The following is a 23,950-nucleotide window of genomic DNA, read 5'->3' as shown; positions in this document are numbered from 1 at the left end:
GAATGGATTTTCTACTCTGTTTTTTTATACACTGTATGAATTGTATGTTCAACATTTTCGTGTAAACGAGTATACTAGATTTTGCCATAAAAAAACTCCAAAGTTAGATTTAAAAACTAACTTTTGGAGCTCACTAAAATCCATAAGATCTTTTGCATGTAATTTTATAGAGAAATTTCAATTAAATTTAGACATCTAGTAATGGCTTATTATTCGACTCTCGAACTATCCATTTTTTCTTTTGCGTTTACGGTAGTTTTTGAAGCTATTTTTTTCACTTTTTCTGTCTGTTCACCAATTGAATTTCCTGCTTTTTCAGTAAAATCACTCACACGATCCTGAACCGTCACGGACTCTTGCTCGTGCTGTTCTTTAGACTTTACATCAACTACTTTAACATTTACTTCAACTAAATTTAACCCTGTCATCGATTGAACATTGGCTTGAATAGTTGTAACGATTTCATCAAATAGTTCAGGAATATTTCGTCCATATTCTACTACGATATCTAAATCCACTGCGATTTGTTTTTTACCAACTTCTACATTTACTCCACTTGTTGTTGAATCAGTGTTGACAAATTTTTCAGCTAGATTAGAGAAAAATCCACCATCTAAAGTTAATAATCCTTCAACTTCTTCTAAAGAAATTCCAATAATTTTTTGCAATACTTTATCTTCATACGTTAATTCTTTCGTAATCGTTTGTGCATTTCCTTTTTTATTATCTTGTTTTGTTAATTCTGTCATTGTCATCCAGCTCCCTTTAATTATTATTTAAAATAGTCCATTAATGACATTTTTTTTACATACCAACCTATGACACACCCTGCAAAAGTGAAAAGTAGTAGTAAAATAGTTTTAAAAAAACCTAGTGTCAAAAATAATATAGCAATAGTAAATCCGTTTAAAGCACCAATTAGAATATATTTATGCTGATTCATATGACTCCTTTACTACTTACATCACTCTTTTTTTAGTGGTTTTTTTTATGCTTTTCTTTTTATCTAATTTCAAGACTAACTTTAATTGAATATTTTCCGATTTTAAACTTAAAATCTTCTCTAAATCTTCCTGTAATTCATTCAAAAAAATCTTACTTTTTTCAGTTAACTCTGGAGTTGCATTCACTGATCCAATTATTTTTCCTGAAATTTTGTTTTTTTTGCTTTTCACAATTACTTTTGTTGACGTATTTTCAAAAAAATCCTTCTCATCAGCTTTAATTAAAATAATTGATTCTACAGCTTTTTTTTGAATGAGTAATGAGCTAGCATCTGTACTTGATAGTTTTAACTGTTTTTCTTTTTTAGGATAAAAAACAATGAAAACAAGTTTAAGAGATGAAAAAATAAATACAATAGTAGAAATCCAGAATAATACAGTAGGTATATAATAAAGATTTGTATTACTATTGATTGATTTTAAAAAATGAAAAGGAGTTTTCACTATATACTTAAACTGTGTTATAACATAAAATGCAACTATCATTTCTAGTATAGATAATAGGATCATCAATACCTTCTGCCATCTTTTCACCGTTTAACCAACTTTCAATAATTTTGTAGATTTCTCTCAAGGCTCCACACTCTTAAAAATTTGATATTACTTATTATTAAGTTCACATCCAGCTAAAATTAATACTAAAAAATAGAAGGGAACTGTTCATACAAAAACGTTTATTTTGTTGTATCAAAACCTAAGCTTGATAAACAATTAGGACTTTACTGCTTTATCTAATCAAGCACTCAATCTTCATAATCTTTATACTGGAATTCCACAATTCTATTTTTTAGGTTTATAAAATGACGCTCTTTGATAAGAGTCTATAAAATCTATTCCCTATCTCTAGATTTCCATTAGGCTTTCTTTTTGGAACTATTTCAGATACTATCTTCCCCCCTTTTATACTCTAAAATTATAGCGTATTACAGTTACTGTCAGTCAAGAGATAACAAAATATGACGCACTAGTAGTTTAAATTTACCCAATAAAAAAAACGTTATTCACAGCATTCCTCCAAATAAGGAATGTATGAATAACGTTTTTTTATTTGATTCGCATCATGCGATCCGTTTCACGTTTCATGTCTTTGCGTTTTAAATCTTCACGCTTATCATAATTTTTCTTACCTTTAGCTAAACCAATCAATACTTTTGCGTATCCGTCTTTAATATAGACTTTTAATGGAATCAATGTATTTCCGGTTGCTTTAGTTTCATTTAATAGACGCAAAATTTGTTTTTTATGCATCAATAATTTACGAACACGCAAGGGATCGTGATTAAATTGATTTCCTTGCTCGTAAGGACTGATATGCACATTGTGCAAGTAGATCTCGCCATTTTGAATTTTGGCATAGCCATCTTTCAAATTGATGCGAGCTCCTCGAACAGATTTAATTTCTGTTCCTTGTAGTACCATTCCTGCTTCAACAGTATCTATAATTGAATAGTCATGACGCGCTTTTCTATTTTGGGCAACTAATTTGCCATCGCCTTTTGGCATATGCATTTCGCCTCCTTTGGTTCCTTAAAACAACTTTATTTTTTCTTTTTCTTTTTGGCCACAGCTGTATAAAATGGTTTTTTACCATTTTTAGTCTTAGATTCACTTTTGGTTGAAGAAGTTTCATTGAAGGAAACTTTCATTTTCTTTTTCTTGCCAGTCGCCTTCCCTTTATAGCTATTATTTGTCGATTGACGCTCTTCGCTTCTTCCTCTGCGTTTGCTATCACCTCGACCTCGTCCGTTGGCAGGGCGCTCTTTAAGAGCTGTTTTAGGGGTATTGGGATCTGGAACAATTGAGAAATCAATTTCTCTTGTTTCAACATCAGCTTTTTCAACTTTTATTTTGATTGGTTGTCCAATTTTGTACGTAACTCCAGTTCGCTCACCAACTAGCATTAAATGACTTTCAACAAAATTGAAATAATCTTCTTTCATATTCGACATATGAATTAAGCCTTCAATTGTATTTGGCAATTCAATAAACATTCCAAATTTTGTTACTGAACTAATCACACCTTCATAAATTTCACCGACTTTATCCGCCATGTATTCTGTTTTCTTAAGCGAATCGGTTTCACGTTCTGCATCCACTGCGCGACGTTCCATTTTCGAACTTTGCTCTGCAATGTCTGGCAATAGATTTTCCCATTTAGCCTGCTGCTCGTCCCCAATGCCATTGTCTGCATAAGAACGAATCAGGCGATGAACGATTAAATCAGGATAACGACGAATTGGGGAAGTAAAGTGCGTATAAAACTCTGCTCCTAAACCGAAATGGCCCAGTGGATCCATATCGTATTTTGCCTGTTTCATACTACGTAACAACATCGTTGAAACAACGGCTTCTTCTGGTTCACCACTCACGCCTGCTAATACTTTTTGCAATTGCTTTGGTGATACATCTTGACTCGTTCCTTTAACCACGATTCCAAAAGCCGTCACAAATTCCATAAAACGTTGCATCCGGTCTGAATCTGGCTGTTCATGGATACGGTAGATAAAAGGTACATTTAATTTGAAATAGTGCTCTGCTACCGTTTCATTTGCAGAAAGCATAAAGGATTCGATCAAACGCTCTCCAACACCACGTTCACGCATCAAAATTTCTTTTGGATGACCGTTCTCATCCACAACAATTTGAGCTTCTGGCGCTTCAAAATCAATCGCGCCACGTGCTTTACGTTTTGCAACTAAGATTTGATGAAGTTCTCCCATTAATTCAAACATTGGTACTAATTCTTCGTATTCTTTACGAATCTCAGGATCTTTCTCCATTAAAATTTGATTAACTGCAGTATACGTCATACGACGTTTTGAATGAATCACACTTGGGAAAATGTTGTGATTCACTACTTCTCCTGCCGAATTGATTTCCATTTCACAACTCATAGTCAAACGATCCTCAAAAGGATTCAGTGAACATAAGCCATTTGATAAACGGTGTGGCAACATAGGAATCACACGATCGGTTAAATACACACTTGTTGCTCGTTCAAAAGCTTCCGCATCTAATGGGCTATTTTCAGTTACGTAATAAGACACATCTGCAATATGCACGCCTAAATGATAGTTTCCGTTGGCTAACTTGCGGACTGTAACAGCATCATCTAAATCTTTTGCATCCTCGCCATCAATCGTTACAATCAATTCCTCGGTTAAATCCGTACGACCTTTGCGGTCTTCGTCTGAAATCTTCTCAGGAACTGCATCGGCTTGTTTCAATACTTCTTCTGGAAATTCAGTTGGAATGCCATGTTTATAAACAACCGTTAAAATATCCACACCTGGGTCATTTTTGTGCCCGATTGTTTTTGTTACAATTCCTTGCATGCTTGTTGGAAAAGCAACGTCTGGATAATAGGTAATTTCAACTAAGACCATCGCACCATCAACAGGTTTGATCCCTTTTGCTTCAATAAACACTTTATAGTTGCTTAACTTTTTATCTTGAGGTACTACGTAGCCATATAAATCCGTTTCTTCAATTCCCTCTTCACTATAGGCATAAAATTCGCCTACAAATTGATGAAATTTACGCTCGATAATCGTTTCAACGGATCCTTCTGCTCCACGATCACGCCAAGGCTCTGCTACGCGACTAATGTCGATTTTTACAATATCGCCATCTAACGCAAAGTTGGTATGGCCTTGTGGAATGTAAACATCGTCATCCTCATCTTCAATTGAAACAAAACCAAAGCCTCGATCATTTGCACGAAAAATCCCTTCTAATCCTGGTTTTTCTTTTGGCAATTTAAAATGACCTTTTTTATTCAACTCAACGGCCCCTTCTTGCTCCATTTTAGCTAAGGCTCCTACTAACAATTTAAAATCAGCCGCACTCGTTAGGCCTAAACTTTCACTAATATCTTTGACTGAAAAAGATTTTTTCTTACTATTTTCAAGGTAGACTAAAATCGTGTCCTTGATTGTTTTTTTATTTTCCATTTAATTTATCCCTCATTCCAAGATAACTGGTTTAAAAAGGCTAGCACATCTTTTTCAAGTTCGTGGTGAGCCTTTCCAACCGTTATCACATGACTACTATTTTCATACCAATGAAATGTTACAGCTGCATTGGTTAAAGCTTCTTTTAGTTGATAAGCGGCGTTTGCATCAATCAATTCATCTTTACCTGCTTGAGCAATGAAGAAGGCTTCTGTAATCGTTGAAAGCTTTTGTTGGATGCTTCGCGTGAATGCTTGAATCTCTTGTAGCTGCTGTTCGACTTCTTTTTGAATCGTAGGCAATTTTACATTGATTTCATCAGCTGAATCTCCAGCAATTTTTTTTACCGTTTTAACATAATTTAAAAATGATTTTAACACATTTGTGTAGTCTCCCATAAATATTGGCGAGCAAAGAGTTCCACCACCAAGAACCCGTTCTTCTTCTAGGGCTTTCGTTGCAAAAATACCACCTAGCGACAACCCCATAACGGCAATTTCTTGATAGCCTTTTTCGCGTAAAAAAGCGAGGGCTTTCTTAGTATCTTCCCACCAATCCAGCGGTGTTGCTACTAAAATATCTTCAGGATTAAGCGTTCCGTGACCTGTAAAGTGCGGTGCGTACACCGTATAATTCTCTTTTTCTAACGCTCTACCTAGCATACGCATATCTGCTGAACTGCCTGTATAGGCGTGTAATAAGAGCACCGCTCTTGGGCCATTTTCAAAGAAAAAAGGTTTTGGCAAGACCATCTTTGGCATGAAACTTCCTCCTACTCCACTCATTCTATCTTCTATTTTACTGTATTTTGCTTTAATTGTATAAAATTATTGTTTTAAAATCGATAAAATTCTTATTTTCACTAAAAAGAAAACCACCTGTTTAAAATACAGGTGGCTCATTAATTTGTTTATTTTGCTGTTAAAAAGGCAAGTGCGATGGTAAGAACGAAAAATACAATTCCTAACACAACTGTCACACGTTGTAATACGGCTTCAAATCCGCGTGCTTTTTGTTTTCCAAATAATTGTTCAGCTCCACCAGTTAAAGCACTGGACGCGCTGTTTGTTTTAGTTGGTTGCATTGTAACGACAATAATTAACAAAACTGAAACTACTAACATAGCAATTAAAAGTGCATTATACAAATTTATTGCCCTCCCGTCTGTTCTAAACATTTCATATACCCTAACTTTAGCATAGTTTTTGGAATATTACTAGTAAAGTTCGCTATTTTTTTACACCCTGTTATTATTTCTCCGTCACATAGGCCCATTTATAGGAATAGTTCGCTCCCACAAGGTGACTGGCGATTCCTTTCACGTATGGTTTTTCTAAAACAGCTCGAGAACGTTGGTAAATTGGCGCAATATTATAGTCAGCTAACAGAATTTTTTCTGCTTCTTTCATATCACTCCATCTTTTGTCTAGCTGAGCTAAATCAGTTGATCCAATTGCATCAACTAACGCATCATACTCCTTGTTAGAATAACTTGTTGTATTATAACTTTTACCTGTTTGGAAAATATCTAAATACGCCATTGGATCACTATAATCCGCACTCCAACCAGATAATTGAATGTCGTAGTCTTGTTTTGAATCTAGTTCTAATCGAACTTTAAATGGAACATTTTTCAAGTTCACTTTAAGTCCAGTTAAATTTGTTTGCCATTGACCTTGCATAAATTCAGAAGATTTTTTAGCGCTGTCTGTATCACCAGAAAGCAACTCTATTGTTAACGTCTCTACTCCTAGTTCTTTTAAGCCTTTTTTCCAAGCCGCTTGTGCTTCTTTTTTATTAAATGTTTGAAGATCGCCACTGGCTTTTCTAAAATCAATTTTCCCATCTGGGGACTTTACTAAACCGGCTGGTATTAATCCATTCGCTACAATAGAACCATTTTGTAAAACGGTATCCACATAGGCTTTTTTATCGTATGACAAAGCCAAGGCTTTTCGGATATTTTGATTGGCTAATGGTGTTTTAATTCCGGCTTTTTCTTGATTGAATTGAAAATAAAAAACAGAAGATTCTGGAATAGATTTTAGATTAGGATCTTCCTGATAATTAGCTAAATAGTCTCCATCAATCGTAGTGATATCTGTAGCATCACTATCAAATAAATTAATCCGAGCTGAATTTTCTTTGACAACATCGACATTAATTGTATCTAATTTAACAGTCTCCTTATCCCAATACATTTGATTTTTTTGATAGACCCACGTTAAACCCGTTCCGTCCCATTTTGTCAAAGTAAAAGGACCATTATAAATCATAGATTCACTTGTTGTTGAATACTGAGCTCCTTTTTCAACGACGTATTTTTGATTTTGTGGAAAAAAAGTTGGTGTTGTTAATAATCCTTTAAAATAAGGAACATTTGCAACTAACTGGATTTCTAATGTTTGATCATCTAACGCTTTAACACCGAGTTCCTCAATCGATTTTTCGCCTTTTTGAATTTCGGTTGCATTTGCTAAAACGCCCTCAAATAAGTAAGCAAATGCCGCTCCTGAAGCTGGATCAACTGTTTTTTTCCAAGCATAAACAAAATCATTGGCCGTAACTGGATCGCCATTAGACCATGTTGCCTCTTTTTTTAGTTTGAATGTATAGGTTAACCCGTCCTTGCTAATTGTTGGCTCTTCTGAAGCCATTCCTAATTCGACTTCTCCATCTTTAGTTGCTCGATAAAGCCCTTCAAAAACATTGTTCATTACAATGGAGCTCACTCCATCAACATTTAGAGCGGTATCCATCGAAGGAATTTCTGCTGTTTCAATAATGGTTAACTCCTGTTTTTTTGCTAGTGTTTCCTTTTTCACTTGTTTTGTTGACTGATTGCTGACCTCTTCTTTTTGGTTCCCACCACAAGCTACTAAAATCGTCATTACTAACACTGTACTTGACACCATTCCCAGTTTTTTAACGTTCATCCAAGCACCTCTTTTTTAATCTTATTTTAATCTAATTCTAATTTTAACAAAACCGCTATTTAATTACAACTATTTTTTTATTCTTAAAAAAAGAAACTAACACGTCATCAAATGAATGCCAGTTTCTTTTAATTTTCCTTAATAAACTTCGTAGCTTTCACCAGTTTGCAAACCTCGTACACTTTTAACAAATGCATTGGCTACCTTTTCAGCACTCACTGGATTGAATCCTACAAAGAAATCTTGGTATTTATCCCAGGATTCTTTCAAAACATTTGGGCTAACCGTATTGATGCGAATGCCTCTTGGCAATTCAAGGGCTGCTGATTTGGCAAAGGCTCTGACACCCCCATTGGCTAATGCAGCGGATGCCCCTTGATAAATAGGATCATCCATCATAATTCCAGTAACTAATGTAAAACTGCCTTTATCCTTAACAAAATCCGTTCCTAATAAAACAATATTCACTTGTCCTAACAGTTTATTTGTCACACTTATTAAATTGTCTTCAACTGTCATTTCTTTTAAGGGTCCAAAATGAGCAGCTCCTGCAGTCACAATCACAGCATCTATCTGGCCAGTTTTTTCAAACAACGACTGAATACTGTCTACTGAACTGATATCTACTGGGTATTCTTTCGAATGACGGCTAGCAATTAACACTTCATAATGTTTTTCTAATTTCTTAGCTACTGCGGTACCGATTGTTCCTGTTCCACCAATAATCAACGCTTTTTTCATCTGACAACGCCTCTTTTCTTTCAATAAAATTCTTCATTACTCAGTGTACGCCACTTTATTTTTTTGAACAACTTTTTTTACTCGAAAAAAAATAGGACTTAGATGGGAAAATCTAAGTCCTATCTTTTTAATGACTAGCTAAATCATGGATGAATAATCCACTTAACAATTTGGGTTCAAACCAAGTTGATTTAGGTGGCATAATTTTCCCACTATCTGCAACTTGAAGCAATTGCTCCATTGTCGTTGGAAACATAGCAAAGGCAACTGTAAAAGTACCAGCGTCAACTAAGCGTTCTAACTCCTCTAAGCCCCGGATTCCACCAACAAAATCAATCCGCTTATCTGTTCGGATATCTTCAATTCCAAATAACGGCGTCAACACTTCGTTTTGTAAAATCGACACATCAAGACGATCCACCTCATCCGTTGGAATTGCTTCAGGCTTCACAGTGAGTTGATACCAAGCCCCTGCCAAATACATGCCTATTGTTTTTTCTTTAGCTGGTTTAAAAACTTCCGTACCAACTCGACTCACGATAAATGATTTTTTCAATTCCTCTATAAAATCAGTTTTTATTGGAACATTTATCACTCGATTATAATCTAAAATTGCTAATTGCTCCTTCGGAAATAAAACAGATAAAAAAGAATTAAATTCTGCATCGTCTTTTGCATTTGGAAAGGCTTCACGACGGTTGATTCCTACTTTCACTGCAGATTCCGTACGATGATGACCATCAGCAATATACAAAGCATCGATGTCAGTAGCAAATAGTGTTGTCAAACGAGTAATCATGGGTTCTTCGTTGATAACCCAGACCTCATGAGTTACCTGATGAAAGCTTTCAAATTTATAGATGGGATTCTGTTTTTGCTGCCAATCAGCAATCAAATCATTTACCGTTTCATTTTCACGATACGTTAAAAAAATAGGACTGGTATTGGCATCACACGCATCAACGTGTCGAATACGATCTAATTCCTTTTCTTCTCTAGTAAATTCATGTTTTTTTATTTTCCCAGCAATATAGTCATCGATAGACGTACACACCACTAATCCAGTTTGACTACGCCCGTTCATGGTTAGGCGGTACAAGTAATAGTGTTCCTGCGAGTCTTGTGTCAGCCACTGCTTTAAAATAAATTCTTTTAAATTTGCTGCTGCTTTTTGATAGACGACTTCGACATAGGGAGAGCTTTCTTTTGCCAAATCTACTTCGGCTTTATCTATGTGTAAAAAAGAATAGGGATTTTCGCTAGCCAGTGCTCTTGCCTCTTCTGTGTTTAACACATCATAAGGCAACGAAGCGATTTGTTTGGCGTAATCAGGATTCGGACGAATCCCTTTAAACGGTTTAATTTTAACCATAATTTCCTCCTACTTTCAAAAAGTGGGTTGCTGATTTTCTAATACTCTAATTTTAATAATATTTTCAACGGTTTTCAGTTTAGCGACAATTTTTTCTAATTGATCCGCTGATGTACCTTCTAAATCAATCAAAGTGTATGCATGATCTCCCTTGCTTCGATTAATCATATTTACAATATTAATTCCATGATTAGCCAGTTCAATCGTCATCGTTCCTACCATACTGGGTACATTTAAATGAATCAAGGCTAACCGAATCGGTGCTTGAAAATCCATCTCAACTGTTGGGAAATTGACTGAACGTTTAATATTTCCAGTTTCTAAGAAGTACTTCAACGTTCTAGCAGCCATTTTCGCACAATTCACTTCAGCTTCAATGGTAGATGCTCCCAAATGAGGCAAGACTAGAACCTTCTCATTGCCGATAAACTGCTCGTCAGCAAAATCTGTAATATATTGCTTCAAATGACCATCAACTAATGCCGTCGCTACTGCTTTATTGTCTACTAATTCACCCCGAGAAAAATTCAACAAAACAGCCTCTTTTTTCATTAAAGCTAACTTCTCATGATTAATCAACTGTTTTGTTTGAGGCAACAATGGAACATGAATGGTAATATAATCACAGGTTCTTAATACTTCCTCAATGGTTAGAGCACGCTTCACTCGACTTGAAATTGTCCATGCTGTATCCACTGAAACATAAGGATCATATCCTACCACATTCATTCCAATTCGGTAAGCATCATTGGCAACCATTGCTCCAATCGCACCTAAACCAATGACCCCTAATTTTTTATCTTGCAATTCAGTTCCAGCAAATCGTTTTTTCTCGCCTTCAACAATTTCCTCAATATTGCTGCCCGTTACGGTTTTCACCCAATTGGCCCCTTCTAAAATCGGTCTAGCAGCTAATAATAAATTAGCTAAAACCAGTTCTTTCACGGCATTTGCATTCGCTCCTGGCGTATTAAAGACCACTATTCCTTTTTCAGTACATGCCTCAACGGGAACATTATTGACTCCCGCTCCTGCTCTACCTATTGCAAGAACGCTATTTGGCAACTCTTCTTCCGTAATTTTATGACTACGAATTAATAAGGCATCTGGTGTTTCACTTTGATTTAATTGGTAATGCTCCTCATTAAATTTTTTTAAACCGGCTTTAGCAATCGCATTATAGGTTTTAATTTGAAACATGTAGCGGCGCCTCCTCTGTTTTTTTAGTAAATGTATCCATAAATTCAATTAACGCCTCGACGCCTTCAATTGGGAAGGCATTGTATAAACTTGCTCGCATTCCACCGACTGAGCGATGACCTTTTAAGTTCACAAAACCTGCTTTTTCTGCTTCTTCAACAAATTGCTTATCAATGGCAGCATCTCCTGTTACAAAGGGAATATTTGTCAACGACCGAGATCCCTGCTCTACTGGTGATGAAAACAAAGACGATTGGTCTAAGTAATCATAAAGAAGCTGCGCTTTTTTTCGGTTGATAGCTTCAATTGCTTTTACTCCACCCAGTTCTTTTAGCCATTCGAACACTAATTTTGCCACATAGATCGCAAAAGTTGGAGGGGTATTGTACATTGAATTATTTTTTTCTTGAACAGAATAATCTAACATCGCCGGCAGATTGTCAACGAAACGAATCAAATCCTTTCGAATAATTACCACTGTTAAACCAGCAGGTCCAATATTTTTTTGAGCTCCTGCATAAATAAGGCCAAAATCAGAAACCTCATATTCACTTGAAAGAATATTGGATGACATATCCGCAATAACGGGAATTTCTATCCCTGTTGGAACTTTAAAATAAGTCGTTCCTTCTATTGTATTGTTTGTTGTAATGTGTAAATAATCATAATCAGCTGTTACTGCTGGAATAGTTGGAACTTTTTTAAATTGATCTTGTTGTGAGCTTGCAATCACATCTACTGTTAAATCAGGAATTTTAAGTGCTTCTTCGATCGCTTTTTCAGACCAAGAACCGCTATTTACGTACGCTACTTTTTTATTTTGCGCAAGATTCATTGGTATCATTGAAAACTGCAAGCTGGCTCCACCTTGTAAAAAGAGCACACTGTATTGATCAGGTATTGACATTAATTCACGTAAAAGACATTCAGCATCATCAATAATTGCTTGAAAAAGGGAGGATCTATGACTCAATTCCATCACGGACATGCCACTACCTGCATAATCCAACATTTCGTCTTGAACTTTTTTTAACACAGAACTTGGTAAAACAGCCGGTCCTGCAGAAAAATTGTACACTTTCTTCATCTTATCTTCCCCTTTATCCCTTTTTACATCCTCATTATTCTCTAATCAAAAAGAATGTATTTCTCATTATATCAGAAAAAGACGAATAAAAAACAATAAAATGATAATTAATTCCACATTTTAATAACTTATACGGTTTTAAAAAACAAAAAAGGTGTCTATAACACGAAATACACGAATGATAAAACGATGCTTTTTCTCATTTAATCAAAAAAACTACTAAATCAAAAAATGGTTCCTTTGATTTAGCAGTCTGCTTATTTTTGTTTTTCAGTTTCAAATATTTGTAAAATATAATAATTTTCGGCTTCTGGAATGTCAATATTCAACTTGGTTTTAATCGATTGATTGGCTTTTATGACAGCATCATAATAATCAGAAGCTTGATTGTCCATCTCGTCAACCACCGCCATTGTATCATTTAAAAGTGTTCGCTCAATTGCACCCGCAATGTGCATGACCAATCCAATAATAAAGCTATTACTAAAAGTCTGATTTTTTTCCTCTGCTACAATTTGGCAATAATCCCATAGTACATCAATCACTTTATGGGGATTAATAAAAGTGAAGTAGCCTTTCATATAATCTTCGCAAAGCTCTTTCGTTAATATCGGTACCACCTGTGTAGATTCTAAAGCTAGGTTAGCTCCCACCAAATCCTGAATTCGATCTGCACCGCTTCCTTGAATCAATTCATCCAACGGGATAAAGGGAACGTCCAGAGCTGGTTTCACCACGCCAGTAGTAGCGATAATTTGATATTCTTGGGCTAAGTTTTGAATTGTCTGATCGACATCAATTAGCGATAGCGGAATCACTGTAATCGAATCATCCATCAAACTCTCTAGCGCCGCTTCGATAATTTCTTTAATTTGCTTAGCCGTTCCCTCGCCTGTTGAACAAATCGTAATAATGGCTTTAGGCTTGTTAAATTCCAATAAGTCTTTTTCTGGAAGCTCTTCTGGATCAAAATCTAAAAACGTACTATATCCTCTAAATTGTTTCAATGAGTCAAAAATACTGATCAAATCGTTATCAATTAACGATGTTTTTCTAGCCGCCTCTAGTACAACAGGAGTAGTCACCATATCAATCGTTCGCACTTGAATGCCCGTTTCTTCTGTAATCCTTGGACCAAATGTGCTAAGTGAGCCCATATCGACTAATAACATCACGCCATTTCCTTCATCAACGGCTATTACTTGATCCTTCACTAAATCAAAAGCTGTATGAGGATTCATTTCAAGGGGCATATCTACCGAATGGATATTATTTGCACTTAATAATTTTGAGACGACCTGTACCATACTTAAAGCGGTGCTTTTTCCATGAGCAGCAACGACAATTCCAACTCGACCAGCTGTATTCTCTTGTTTTAAAGAGGCCAATAACATTGTCAAATACCAACACTCTACCTCGGGTACGTCCATTTGATATTTTTGATAAATGTGTTCTTTAATCATCAATGCCACTTGATATTCATCTTGATACTCGACAATTAGCTCTTCCAAATTATCGTTTTTGCTAATAGGTAGATCCCCTTCTTTTGCACGTTTAATAAACGAACTTAAGTGAAGACTCATAGCATAAAGAAAATTATCTTGAAATTGGTAATTTAATTTTTTTTCGGCTAATTTTCGAATTTCTTTTGTTAAGGTAATCACTTCATCATCCACAATATCCGTCAAATTGCTTTCTTTATTATAAGACATTTGATTTTGTTTATAGAATGATTTTAAATGTAAATTGATATCTGTCGTAATAAAATTATTAATATGCTCTTTGTCTAAGCCTTCAGCCTTCAACAGGGCCGCTTTATCGCCAATAATTTCATAGAGGTTATAAGGCAATTCATAAGCATCTTCATGATTCACAAAGATCGAATCCTTTGGCAAAATTTTAATACGTGGTTCAAGGTATTTTGAAATTTCATTTAATTCGGTACGATTTTTAGCTAAATGAACAAGGCCTTCTTTTATACTAGCCGTCAAAGCTTCCATAGTAATATGAATCTCATTACTATTATCCATGCTATTTAAAAAACCTTTCGCGCAAGCCAGTTGAATATTTGATTTTAATTGCCCAATATTTCCATAAGTGACACTACCTAAAAGGGATTTTACTGCATCTTCATCAATAATAATTTCTTTATTAATCCGTTTTGCTTCAATTGAAAGCAAGAGCTTTAATAGCTGGATTTTTTCTTTAGCCGGACGTTCACTAAAAGCAGGCAATTGAATCGTAATTGGAATTCGTCTAACAAAGGTGGCTAACAATGCTGATTCAGGATTTTCTGTGGTTGCGCAAACGATTCGCACATTTGAAGATACTTTTTCCCCAGTATCTCCCATTTTTTGAAAAGTGCCATTATCCATAAAATAAAACAGCATTTCTTGACCTTCTGGTGGTAAGCGATGGATTTCATCAAGAAAGAGCATGTTGTTATTGGCTTTCATCAATAGACCGTCTTTAGCTTCACTTGCACCTGTAAATGCACCTTTGACATGACCAAATAAATGCGACATGAGCAATTGTGGATTTTGTGAATAGTCTGCACAGTTAAAGACAATCATAGCTTGATTTTCTTCAATAATTTTCTTATTTTGTGAGTATTGATACATAGCATTGGCAAAAAAAGTTTTCCCAGACCCCGTTGGTCCAATGATTAGACTATTTAATCCTTTAGGAGGATAAAATAATGCCGCTTTTGCTTGCTCCACTTGATTTTTTAAACTACCCTTAGAGCCAATCATATAGTCAAATAGATCTTTATCATTAGACGATTTTGATGTTGAAATTTGTTTTTCTTTGTTTTTAGAAAGCAAATTGGTTTCTTTATAGGATACCACTTTCTTAGTTAAGGGCTTCCATTGTTGTGTTCCTTTATCAACATAGCGAACCGGTCGCCCCTCTAGCTTGATAATGTGTCCTTCACGAACAAGTAAATTAAGCTCTTTACTAACATTCGTCCGAACAATTTCTAATGCTTCTGATATCTCACTAGTTGTTAAGCCACCCCCAAATTCAAGCTCTTCTTGACTGAGGTGTTCAGTGTTATCTTTTACATACTGATAAATACGATCCTTACGTTTCATTTCATCACCAGCCCCTACATTCAATTGTTCTAGTTATTATTTTAGATGAATTTTAATAAATGAGCAAGCTTTTAATGTTATTTAAAAAATTGTACAAAAAAAGAGCTTAGTAATAAATTACTAAGCTCTTTGAACAATTAAGTTTTAAAGCTTACGCTTTTTCAACGTTAGCTGCTTGAGGTCCACGGTTACCTTCTTCAACTTCGAAAGAAACTGCTTGTCCTTCTTCTAAAGTTTTGAATCCGTCTCCACCGATAGCTGAGAAATGTACGAATACATCGTCACCATTTTCGCGTTCGATAAAACCAAAACCTTTTTCTGCGTTAAACCATTTTACTGTACCTTGTTCCATAATAAAATTCCTCCTCATGCGCCGTATAGGCACTTAATTTATTCTTGCTTAACGGTATGAATCGGAATGTTCTGAAACAATTCTTTTCTTTACCTAACAAAAACACTAAAGTAAGTATAGCATGGATTTATTTATAATACAAGCGATTTTAACTACTTTTTGTAAAATAATAAAAAAAATAGTGGATTTTTTTATTTAAATGGAATCTCGATTATAACATTTAATTATAAGTTAGTATTCATAATGAATAAAAATAGAAAAACAGCTTTTGCACCAATGTCTTTCTATTTCTTTTTATTATGAACGCTTTTTCACTCCTACTAGTCCAATCATCCCAATGAATGAACTAATTGCCAACCAAAAACTAGACTTACTCTTAGTTTCTCCTGTTTGAGGGAACGTTTCTGTTTTAGAAGTTGTTGCCTCTGGAAGAACATTTGGTTTTTGATTTGCTATCGGCGTTCCTTGATCCGCTGGTTTTGTTGGATTAATCGGTGCCACTGGTTGCGTTGGCTCTTCTGGTTTAGGCTCTGCTTTTTTATTTATTGAAAATTTACCTTTGGAAGTATCCGTTAAGCCTTCTGGAGTAGTCTCTGTAAACGCAACCGTATAGTCACCATCGGCTAAGGCATCCATTTCTGATTGGGGAACTTTCCCACCTTTTCCTGACGCTACTGGTTTGCCTTCTTTATCGTAAATCACCCAACCTAAGCTTGATTCTGGATGTTTTTGTGTTCCCGTTACAGATTCTGGATTCACTGGTTTATCAACAGTCGTTGTTGTTTCTGGATGGCGCAGTTTAAATTCATCTGATGAAGAATGTGTTAAGCCTTCTGGGCTTGTTTCAGTAAATTCAACTTTATAGTCGCCATCTTTTAACCCTTCCATTTCTGATAATGGGACTTTGTTCCCTGTTCCTGAAACTACTGGTTTGCCTTCTTTGTCATAAATCACCCAACCTAAATTTGATTCTGGATGTTTTTGAGTTCCTGTTATGGACTCTGGATTCACCGGTTTATCAACAGTCGTTGTTGTTTCTGGATGACGGAGTTTAAATTTATCTGATGAGGAATGTGTTAAGCCTTCTGGGCTTGTTTCAGTAAATTCAACTTTATAATCGCCATCTTTTAACCCTTCCATTTCTGATAATGGAACTTCATTTCCCACTCCAGAGGCTACTTTCTTACCGGCACTATCATAAATGACCCACTCAAGACTTGATTCTGGTAATTTTTGTGTTCCCGTTACGGATGATGGGTTTACTGGTTTGTCAACTGTTGTTGTTGTTTCTGGTCGACGAATTTTAAAGGTACCATCTGAACTATGAGTACTACCTTCTGTACTTGTTTCGGTAAACTCAATTTTATACTCACCATTTTCTAAATCTTTCACTTCTGATGATGGGACTTCGCTTCCTAATCCTGAAGCTACCGGCTTACCGTCCTTATCATAAATGACCCAACCTAAACTTGAATCTGGTAGCTTTTGAGTTCCGGTTAGGGATTCTGGATTAATTGGCTTATCAACCGTTGTAGTTGATTCTGGACGACGAATTTTAAATTCACCAGAAGAGGTATCTGCTATTGCTTCTGGGCTCATTTCAGTGAATTTAACTGTATACTCCCCATCTGCCAAAGCATTAATTTCAGCTAATGGCACTTCATTACCTGAACCTGTCGCTATCGGCTGGTTGTTTTTGTCGTAAATCGTCCAAGTTAACTCTGAATCTTCTATTTTTTTTGTTCCGGTTAATGATTCTGGATTAATTGGTCGATCCACAAGCGTCGTTGATTCGGGATGACGAATCTCAAAATTGTCATTGGTTTTATTTGTTAAAGGATTGCCATGCATGGTTTTACCTGTAACCGTTGTTTCAATCGTATACTTGCCATCCCCTAAAGTTTGCATCTGTTCAGGCGTTACGTTACCCGTTCCTTCTAGAATAAAGCCATTCTCACCTTTAATCACCCATCCAATAGTGGCTCCCTCTTTCGCTGAGGAATGATTAACTGAGGTTGGGTTGTACTTTCCATAATTCCCATTAATAGTTAAATTAATGTCGATAGATTCTTTGTTGACTTGAACAAAATTGGTATTTGGTCCAATAATTGATCCTGGTGCTTTATATTTATTCACTTCAACATAATAAACACCATCTTTATAGCTAGATAAATCAATCACAGCATTATTTGTGTACGCTCCAGAAGCCAATACTGTAACTTCATCTTCAGCCAAAATTCTATACTCCATTTTACCAGTGTTTTCACCAATATAATCAAATTGAATTGAATTACTTAAATCAGCTATAAACATATTTTTGTAACCTATATAGTGCCCATCTGTAGTAGTAAAAATCCATTCACCATAAGTATCTTGTCCACTACCCCAAAATGGTGCGTATGAGTTCTCACTTGAATTAATTTCTCCTTCAGCATCTACTTGGTTAGGTATATTTAATCCTATCAACAAGCCACTAAATAAAACGATACTACCCAAATATTGTTTTTTCATAAAATTATATTCTCCTTTATTTAATTGATTTTTACAGACATTTATTATCTACAAATTCATTTCGTAAAGAAAATTATAACACATTGAATTTAATTTTTATTTTTTACTTTTTCTTTAATTACAGATATAATTTGAACTTTATCTTCATTCACTAATGTCATCCCAATTGCGTCGCAAACATCAGCTACAATTAAAACGTATAAAATAATTTTTTTAATAATAGGCATGCAATTCTGTAATCACCTAACTATTTTACTCTGTATTTAGCAACATTCGTTAAATTCTGATAGACTGTTAGCCTCTTAAATATCTTATCAATAAAATCTATTTGCAAATACCGTATTGGTATAAATAGTTAATCTTCAATTTATTTTGTCTTCCTCACATATCAAAAAAAAATATTTTTAACTTATCAAATATAATCCTTGAATACCTCATTATCTAACAAAAAAAAACATCCACTTTGCTTAAACAAAGTGGATGTTTTCAAATTGCAATGAATCTTCATTACAATGAATAAAAATTATTTATTTTTTAAGTTGTAGAAAGAATCTAAACCTTGATAAACAGCTAAGTCGCCTAATTGGTCTTCAATTCTTAATAATTGGTTGTATTTAGCAATACGGTCTGTACGGCTCATTGAACCAGTTTTGATTTGTCCAGCATTTGTTGCAACAGCGATATCTGCAATTGTTGCATCTTCAGTTTCACCAGAACGGTGAGAAACTACTGCTGTATAACCAGCACGTTTAGCCATTTCGATAGCATCAAATGTTTCTGTTAATGTACCAATTTGGTTAACTTTGATTAAGATTGAGTTTGCAATACCGTTTTCGATACCACGAGCAAGTTTTTCAGTGTTTGTAACGAATAGATCGTCACCAACTAATTGAACTTTTTCGCCTAAGACTTCTGTTAAGTGTTTGAAACCTTCCCAGTCGTTTTCGTCAAGTCCATCTTCGATTGAGATGATTGGGTATTTAGAAACTAAATCTTCATAAAGTTTAACCATACCTTCAGCATCTAATTTACGTCCTTCAGAAGCTAAGTCATAAAGACCCGTTTCTTTGTCGTAGAATTCTGATGATGCAACGTCCATTGCGATTTTAACGTCAGAACCAGCTTTGTAGCCAGCTTTTTCGATAGCTTCGATGATAACAACGATTGCTTCTTCGTTTGATGATAAATCAGGAGCGAAACCACCTTCGTCACCTACAGCTGTGTTTAAACCTTTTGATTTTAATACTGCTGCTAAGCTGTGGAATACTTCTGCACCCATACGGATAGCTTCTTTAAATGATGGAGCTCCAACTGGCATAATCATGAATTCTTGGAAATCCACTTTGTTGTCAGCATGTGATCCACCGTTGATGATGTTCATCATTGGAGTTGGCAATACTTTAGTATTGAATCCGCCTAAATATTGATATAAAGGAACATCTAGGTAATCAGCAGCAGCACGAGCTACAGCGATTGAAACACCAAGAATAGCGTTTGCGCCTAATTTCCCTTTGTTAGGAGTACCATCTAATTCGATCATAGTTTTGTCAATCGCCATTTGGTCGCGAACGTCAAAGCCTAAGATTGCTTCAGAGATAACTGTGTTTACATTTTCAACTGCTTTAAGAACACCTTTGCCTAGGTAACGAGATTTGTCTCCGTCACGTAATTCAACCGCTTCGTGTTCACCAGTAGAAGCACCTGATGGAACCATACCGCGTCCAAAAGCACCGCTTTCTGTGTAAACTTCAACTTCGATTGTTGGGTTTCCGCGTGAGTCTAAGACTTCACGAGCTAAAATATCTGTAATAAATGGCATTTTATTTCTCTCCTTTGAGTTTCAATAATTTTTTAGTGCCAAGGCGCATTCGTCCTTAGCTACATTTTAGTCAATTTTATCAATAGTTGCAATGAATTTCGTCAAATTCAAGGCAATCTTATCAATTATTTTTGAATTAAGCTTTCGCCAGTCATTTCTGCTGGTTTTTTAACGCCTAATAAGTCTAACATTGTTGGTGCTACGTCTGCTAAGCGGCCGCCTTCACGTAAAGTAGCTCCTTTTTTAGTAACGATTACAGGAACCGGTACAGTTGTGTGAGCTGTATGTGGTTTGCCTTCTGGCGTTGTCATTGTTTCTGAATTTCCATGATCGGCAAAAATGATTGCATAACCGCCTTTAGCAGTAATTGCATCCACTACGCGTCCTAAGTTTTCATCAACGGCTTCAATCGCTTTAATCGTTGGCTCTACCATACCAGAATGTCCTACCATGTCTGGGTTAGCAAAGTTTAAAATAATCGCATCATGCTTATCTGCTTCAATATCAGCTACTAAAGCATCGGTTACTTCATAAGCACTCATTTCAGGTTGTAAATCGTAGGTTTCAACTTTAGGTGAGTTGATTAAAATACGATTTTCTCCTGGAAACTCTTCATTACGTCCACCGTTCATAAAGAACGTTACATGTGGATATTTTTCAGTTTCAGCGATACGTAATTGAGAAAGACCTTCGTTTGAAAGGACTTCGCCAATCACATTTTTCATTTCGATTGGAGGAAATGCTACGTCTGCAACAATACTTGGATTGTATAAAGTCATCGTTACAAATTTAACGTTTTCCGCACGAGCGCCACGTTCAAAGAATGTCCATTCTTGATCGGTAAACGCATTTGACAATTGAATGGCACGGTCTGGACGGAAGTTAAAGAATACAACAGCATCGTTGTCTTCAATTTTCCCAACCGGTTGTCCGTCATTTCCAATAATTGCTGGAACAACGAATTCATCCATTTTGCCTGCTGCATAAGAGTCTTCAATGACTGCTTCTGCTGAATCGAACATTTTACCAGTTCCGTGTGCAATTGCATTATACGCTTGCTCCACACGTTCCCAACGTTTGTCACGATCCATTGCATAAAAACGACCAGATACTGTAGCGATTTCGCCATAGTTTAAGTCATTCATTGCATGTTGTAATGTTTGAATATAACCTTTTGCTGAATCTGGTGCGACGTCACGACCATCTAAGAAAGCATGAACGTACACATTTTTAACACCTTTTTCTTTAGCTGTTTCGATTAAAGAAATTAAATGATTGATGTGGCTATGAACCCCACCGTCAGATAAAAGACCGAATAAGTGTAAGCTAGAGTTATGTTCTTTTGTATGATCAAAGGCACTGTTAATGGCTTTATTTTCTTGGAATTCACCGTCAACAATCGCTTTATCAATACGTGTTAAACTTTGATATACGATACGTCCAGCACCAATATTGGTATGCCCAACTTCTGAGTTTCCCATTTGTCCTTCTGGTAATCCAACATCAAGACCAGCAGCCTTAAGTTGACCATGAGGATACGTTTCCCAATAACGATCAAAGTTCGGTTTATTCGCTAAAGCAACGGCATTTCCCACAGTTTCGTTACGCAATCCAAATCCATCAAGGATAATGATTGCAACAGGTGATTTACTCATTATTTAACGGCCTCCAATAATGCTAAGAAAGATTCTGCTTCTAAGCTTGCTCCTCCTACTAAAGCACCATCAATATCAGACTGTGCCATGTATTCTGCAATGTTTTCTGGTTTAACAGAACCACCGTATTGAATACGAACAGCTTCAGCTACTTCTTTTGAGTATAATTTTTCAACTGTTTGACGAACCACTGCACATGTGTCGTTAGCATCTGTTGAAGTTGAAGATTTACCCGTTCCGATTGCCCAGATTGGTTCGTAAGCAAGTACAGAAACTGAAACTTGTTCAGCCGATAAGCCTTTTAAAGCTCCTTCAATTTGTCCAGCAACCCATGCATTTGTTTCGCCAGCTTCACGTTGTTCTAACGTTTCGCCACAACAAATAATTGGTGTCATACCGTTTTTGAAAATAGCATGAGCTTTTTTGTTGATGTCTTCATCTGTTTCGTGGAAATACTCACGACGTTCAGAGTGACCAATGATTACATAGTCAACACCTAAGTCATTTAATGCAGCTGGACTTGTTTCGCCAGTAAAGGCACCTGATTCTTCAAAATAACAGTTTTGTGCTGAAATTTTTAAATCTGTTCCTTTTGCTGCAGTTACTAATTCTTGTAAAAACAATGTTGGTGATCCAATTACTGAATCAACAGCTGAATTTGCAGGGATTTTAGTTTTAACAGCTTCTGCAAAAGCTAACGCTTCTGATGCTGTTTTGTTCATTTTCCAGTTACCAGCGATAATTGGTTTACGCATAATGTGTTTGCCCCTTTAATTTTAATTTAAAATCAACAATAGGTTTTCTTTCTGACCGAATGTGAATCATGCTTCTAAAGCGCTGAGGCGCCAAGAATCAAAACTTCTTTTCGGAAGCCACAGTTCGTTCTTTCGGAACGAATGTGAATCATGCTTCTAAGGCGCTAAAGCGCCAAGAATCATGATTATTTATCAGAAATAGAATCAACGCCAGGTAATACTTTGCCTTCTAGGTATTCTAGAGAAGCTCCGCCACCTGTTGAAATGTGTGTAAAGTCATCCGCAAAGCCTAATTGCATAGCTGCTGCTGCTGAATCTCCACCACCAATGATTGTTGTTGCGTCTTTTAATTTTGCAATTGCTTCACATACGCCGATGGTACCTTTAGCAAAGTTGCTCATTTCAAATACGCCCATTGGTCCGTTCCATACAACTGTTTTAGCGCCTTGTAATTCTTTTGTAAATAATTCAACTGTTTTTGGTCCTACGTCAAGTCCCATCATGTTAGCAGGAATTGCTTCGTGGATTTCAGTTGGAACGTCATTACTGAATTCTGTCGCACATACAGAGTCAACTGGTAAAATCAATTTGCCGTTAGCAGATTCTAATAATGATTTTGCTAAGTCGATTTTATCTGTTTCTACTAATGATTTACCAATTTCTTTTCCTTGAGCAGCGTAGAATGTATAAGTCATTCCTCCACCAACAAGAACTTTGTCAGCAACCTTTAATAGATTTTCGATAACGCCAATTTTATCAGAAACTTTTGCACCACCAAGAATTGCCACTAAAGGACGATCTGGGTTTTCAACAACGCCACCGATAAATTTGATTTCTTTTTCCATTAGGAAACCAGCTGCTGATTCTAAGTTAGAAGCAATTCCAACGTTAGAAGCATGAGCGCGGTGAGCTGTACCAAAGGCGTCATTTACAAAAACGTCGCCTAGTGAAGCCCAATATTTTCCTAATTCTGGATCATTTTTACTTTCTTTCTTGCCATCAATGTCTTCAAAGCGAGTGTTTTCAAACATAACCACTTCGCCATCTTTCATATCAGCAATAGCTTTTTCTAATTCAGCTCCACGAGTTTCAGGAACGAATGTCACAGGTTTGCCTAATAATTCGCTTAAACGTTCTGCAACTGGACGCAATGTTTTGTCTGCTTTGTCTTCTTCTGTTTTAACTTTACCTAAATGAGAGAAAACAATGACTTTACCATCTTGTTCAAGAATGTATTCAAGTGTTGGAAGTGCAGCAACGATGCGGTTGTCGTTAGTAATAACGCCATCTTTCATCGGTACGTTAAAATCAGCACGAACTAGCACTTTTTTATCTTTTAAATCTAAATCAGTAACAACTTTTTTAGCCATGAGAGAAGCCTCCTATTGTTTATTAAAGACATAAAGAAAAGCGGGAAGCGCGAAGCTCCCCGCTTTTCAAAAATGTCAGAATATGCACATTTTAAAATTA

General features: G+C 35.9%; 20 protein-coding genes. All 20 read right to left on the bottom strand.

Annotated features, from left to right (window positions below):
• Positions 1-209 precede the first annotated feature (209 nt).
• Complete coding sequence (locus CDIMF43_RS04790) at positions 210-749, bottom strand: Asp23/Gls24 family envelope stress response protein (RefSeq protein WP_074401416.1); 540 nt, start codon at positions 747-749, stop codon at positions 210-212.
• Between the two features lie 23 nt (positions 750-772).
• Positions 773-943 (bottom strand): DUF2273 domain-containing protein, encoded by a 171-nt coding sequence (locus CDIMF43_RS04785; protein ID WP_109841327.1) that lies wholly within the window; start codon positions 941-943, stop codon positions 773-775.
• A gap of 16 nt (positions 944-959) precedes the next feature.
• Positions 960-1,538 carry an alkaline shock response membrane anchor protein AmaP gene (gene amaP / locus CDIMF43_RS04780; protein ID WP_135017042.1) on the bottom strand — a complete coding sequence of 193 codons (579 nt, stop codon included), beginning with the start codon at positions 1,536-1,538 and terminating at the stop codon, positions 960-962.
• 510 nt (positions 1,539-2,048) lie between these two features.
• On the bottom strand, positions 2,049-2,507 hold the full coding sequence (smpB, locus tag CDIMF43_RS04775; protein ID WP_034571289.1) for an SsrA-binding protein SmpB: 459 nt from the start codon (positions 2,505-2,507) through the stop codon (positions 2,049-2,051).
• Between the two features lie 35 nt (positions 2,508-2,542).
• Entirely contained in the window at positions 2,543-4,957 is a 2,415-nt protein-coding gene (gene rnr, locus CDIMF43_RS04770; RefSeq protein ID WP_109841325.1) for a ribonuclease R, read from the bottom strand.
• A gap of 5 nt (positions 4,958-4,962) precedes the next feature.
• Positions 4,963-5,718: an alpha/beta hydrolase gene (locus tag CDIMF43_RS04765; protein WP_109841324.1), complete on the bottom strand. Its 756-nt coding sequence runs from the start codon at positions 5,716-5,718 to the stop codon at positions 4,963-4,965.
• 149 nt (positions 5,719-5,867) lie between these two features.
• A complete protein-coding gene (secG, locus tag CDIMF43_RS04760; protein ID WP_034571298.1) occupies positions 5,868-6,104 on the bottom strand; it encodes a preprotein translocase subunit SecG in 237 nt (78 codons plus the stop codon).
• A 103-nt stretch (positions 6,105-6,207) separates the two neighbouring features.
• Positions 6,208-7,893 (bottom strand): peptide ABC transporter substrate-binding protein, encoded by a 1,686-nt coding sequence (locus CDIMF43_RS04755; RefSeq protein ID WP_109841323.1) that lies wholly within the window; start codon positions 7,891-7,893, stop codon positions 6,208-6,210.
• A 138-nt stretch (positions 7,894-8,031) separates the two neighbouring features.
• Positions 8,032-8,634 (bottom strand): short chain dehydrogenase, encoded by a 603-nt coding sequence (locus CDIMF43_RS04750; protein WP_109841322.1) that lies wholly within the window; start codon positions 8,632-8,634, stop codon positions 8,032-8,034.
• 127 nt (positions 8,635-8,761) lie between these two features.
• Positions 8,762-10,006, bottom strand: coding sequence for a DUF1015 domain-containing protein (locus CDIMF43_RS04745; protein ID WP_109841321.1), 1,245 nt, complete (start codon positions 10,004-10,006; stop codon positions 8,762-8,764).
• Between the two features lie 15 nt (positions 10,007-10,021).
• Positions 10,022-11,206 carry a 3-phosphoglycerate dehydrogenase family protein gene (locus CDIMF43_RS04740; protein ID WP_109841320.1) on the bottom strand — a complete coding sequence of 395 codons (1,185 nt, stop codon included), beginning with the start codon at positions 11,204-11,206 and terminating at the stop codon, positions 10,022-10,024.
• Positions 11,193-12,293, bottom strand: coding sequence for a 3-phosphoserine/phosphohydroxythreonine transaminase (gene serC / locus CDIMF43_RS04735; protein WP_109841319.1), 1,101 nt, complete (start codon positions 12,291-12,293; stop codon positions 11,193-11,195). The genes CDIMF43_RS04740 and serC overlap by 14 nt, the downstream gene beginning before the upstream one ends.
• A gap of 257 nt (positions 12,294-12,550) precedes the next feature.
• Positions 12,551-15,388: a sigma 54-interacting transcriptional regulator gene (locus CDIMF43_RS04730; RefSeq protein WP_109841318.1), complete on the bottom strand. Its 2,838-nt coding sequence runs from the start codon at positions 15,386-15,388 to the stop codon at positions 12,551-12,553.
• Positions 15,389-15,539: 151 nt separating this feature from the next.
• Entirely contained in the window at positions 15,540-15,740 is a 201-nt protein-coding gene (locus tag CDIMF43_RS04725) for a cold-shock protein (RefSeq protein ID WP_034571318.1), read from the bottom strand.
• 297 nt (positions 15,741-16,037) lie between these two features.
• Complete coding sequence (locus tag CDIMF43_RS04720; RefSeq protein WP_109841317.1) at positions 16,038-18,251, bottom strand: LPXTG cell wall anchor domain-containing protein; 2,214 nt, start codon at positions 18,249-18,251, stop codon at positions 16,038-16,040.
• A gap of 89 nt (positions 18,252-18,340) precedes the next feature.
• The gene (locus CDIMF43_RS13590) at positions 18,341-18,478 is read right to left on the bottom strand and encodes a hypothetical protein (protein ID WP_162532911.1); all 138 of its coding nucleotides are present in this window, start codon (positions 18,476-18,478) and stop codon (positions 18,341-18,343) included.
• A gap of 296 nt (positions 18,479-18,774) precedes the next feature.
• Positions 18,775-20,070 carry a phosphopyruvate hydratase gene (gene eno, locus CDIMF43_RS04715; protein WP_034571324.1) on the bottom strand — a complete coding sequence of 432 codons (1,296 nt, stop codon included), beginning with the start codon at positions 20,068-20,070 and terminating at the stop codon, positions 18,775-18,777.
• Positions 20,071-20,195: 125 nt separating this feature from the next.
• On the bottom strand, positions 20,196-21,725 hold the full coding sequence (gene gpmI, locus CDIMF43_RS04710; protein ID WP_109841316.1) for a 2,3-bisphosphoglycerate-independent phosphoglycerate mutase: 1,530 nt from the start codon (positions 21,723-21,725) through the stop codon (positions 20,196-20,198).
• A complete protein-coding gene (gene tpiA / locus CDIMF43_RS04705) occupies positions 21,725-22,480 on the bottom strand; it encodes a triose-phosphate isomerase (RefSeq protein ID WP_034571330.1) in 756 nt (251 codons plus the stop codon). The genes gpmI and tpiA overlap by 1 nt, the downstream gene beginning before the upstream one ends.
• 185 nt (positions 22,481-22,665) lie before the next feature.
• Positions 22,666-23,850, bottom strand: a complete 1,185-nt coding sequence (locus tag CDIMF43_RS04700) for a phosphoglycerate kinase (RefSeq protein WP_109841315.1) — start codon at positions 23,848-23,850, stop codon at positions 22,666-22,668.
• Positions 23,851-23,950: the final 100 nt, after the last annotated feature.

It is taken from the genome of Carnobacterium divergens (assembly GCF_900258435.1).
Classification (GTDB): domain Bacteria; phylum Bacillota; class Bacilli; order Lactobacillales; family Carnobacteriaceae; genus Carnobacterium; species Carnobacterium divergens_A.
Note: the sequence above shows the minus strand (reverse complement) of the source record. Positions and strands in the feature narration are given on the sequence as shown.

What these genes read in the sequence shown, in the direction of transcription:
- eno (WP_034571324.1), bottom strand. Translation starts at nt 20,070, where the DNA reads ATGCCATTTATTACAGATATTTTAGCTCGTGAAGTCTTAGACTCACGC.
- CDIMF43_RS04790 (WP_074401416.1), bottom strand. Translation starts at nt 749, where the DNA reads ATGACAGAATTAACAAAACAAGATAATAAAAAAGGAAATGCACAAACG.
- CDIMF43_RS04745 (WP_109841321.1), bottom strand. Translation starts at nt 10,006, where the DNA reads ATGGTTAAAATTAAACCGTTTAAAGGGATTCGTCCGAATCCTGATTAC.
- CDIMF43_RS04750 (WP_109841322.1), bottom strand. Translation starts at nt 8,634, where the DNA reads ATGAAAAAAGCGTTGATTATTGGTGGAACAGGAACAATCGGTACCGCA.
- CDIMF43_RS04755 (WP_109841323.1), bottom strand. Translation starts at nt 7,893, where the DNA reads ATGAACGTTAAAAAACTGGGAATGGTGTCAAGTACAGTGTTAGTAATG.
- serC (WP_109841319.1), bottom strand. Translation starts at nt 12,293, where the DNA reads ATGAAGAAAGTGTACAATTTTTCTGCAGGACCGGCTGTTTTACCAAGT.
- CDIMF43_RS04740 (WP_109841320.1), bottom strand. Translation starts at nt 11,206, where the DNA reads ATGTTTCAAATTAAAACCTATAATGCGATTGCTAAAGCCGGTTTAAAA.
- gpmI (WP_109841316.1), bottom strand. Translation starts at nt 21,725, where the DNA reads ATGAGTAAATCACCTGTTGCAATCATTATCCTTGATGGATTTGGATTG.
- rnr (WP_109841325.1), bottom strand. Translation starts at nt 4,957, where the DNA reads ATGGAAAATAAAAAAACAATCAAGGACACGATTTTAGTCTACCTTGAA.
- CDIMF43_RS13590 (WP_162532911.1), bottom strand. Translation starts at nt 18,478, where the DNA reads ATGCCTATTATTAAAAAAATTATTTTATACGTTTTAATTGTAGCTGAT.
- tpiA (WP_034571330.1), bottom strand. Translation starts at nt 22,480, where the DNA reads ATGCGTAAACCAATTATCGCTGGTAACTGGAAAATGAACAAAACAGCA.
- CDIMF43_RS04720 (WP_109841317.1), bottom strand. Translation starts at nt 18,251, where the DNA reads ATGAAAAAACAATATTTGGGTAGTATCGTTTTATTTAGTGGCTTGTTG.
- CDIMF43_RS04765 (WP_109841324.1), bottom strand. Translation starts at nt 5,718, where the DNA reads ATGCCAAAGATGGTCTTGCCAAAACCTTTTTTCTTTGAAAATGGCCCA.
- CDIMF43_RS04730 (WP_109841318.1), bottom strand. Translation starts at nt 15,388, where the DNA reads ATGAAACGTAAGGATCGTATTTATCAGTATGTAAAAGATAACACTGAA.
- CDIMF43_RS04725 (WP_034571318.1), bottom strand. Translation starts at nt 15,740, where the DNA reads ATGGAACAAGGTACAGTAAAATGGTTTAACGCAGAAAAAGGTTTTGGT.
- smpB (WP_034571289.1), bottom strand. Translation starts at nt 2,507, where the DNA reads ATGCCAAAAGGCGATGGCAAATTAGTTGCCCAAAATAGAAAAGCGCGT.
- CDIMF43_RS04700 (WP_109841315.1), bottom strand. Translation starts at nt 23,850, where the DNA reads ATGGCTAAAAAAGTTGTTACTGATTTAGATTTAAAAGATAAAAAAGTG.
- CDIMF43_RS04785 (WP_109841327.1), bottom strand. Translation starts at nt 943, where the DNA reads ATGAATCAGCATAAATATATTCTAATTGGTGCTTTAAACGGATTTACT.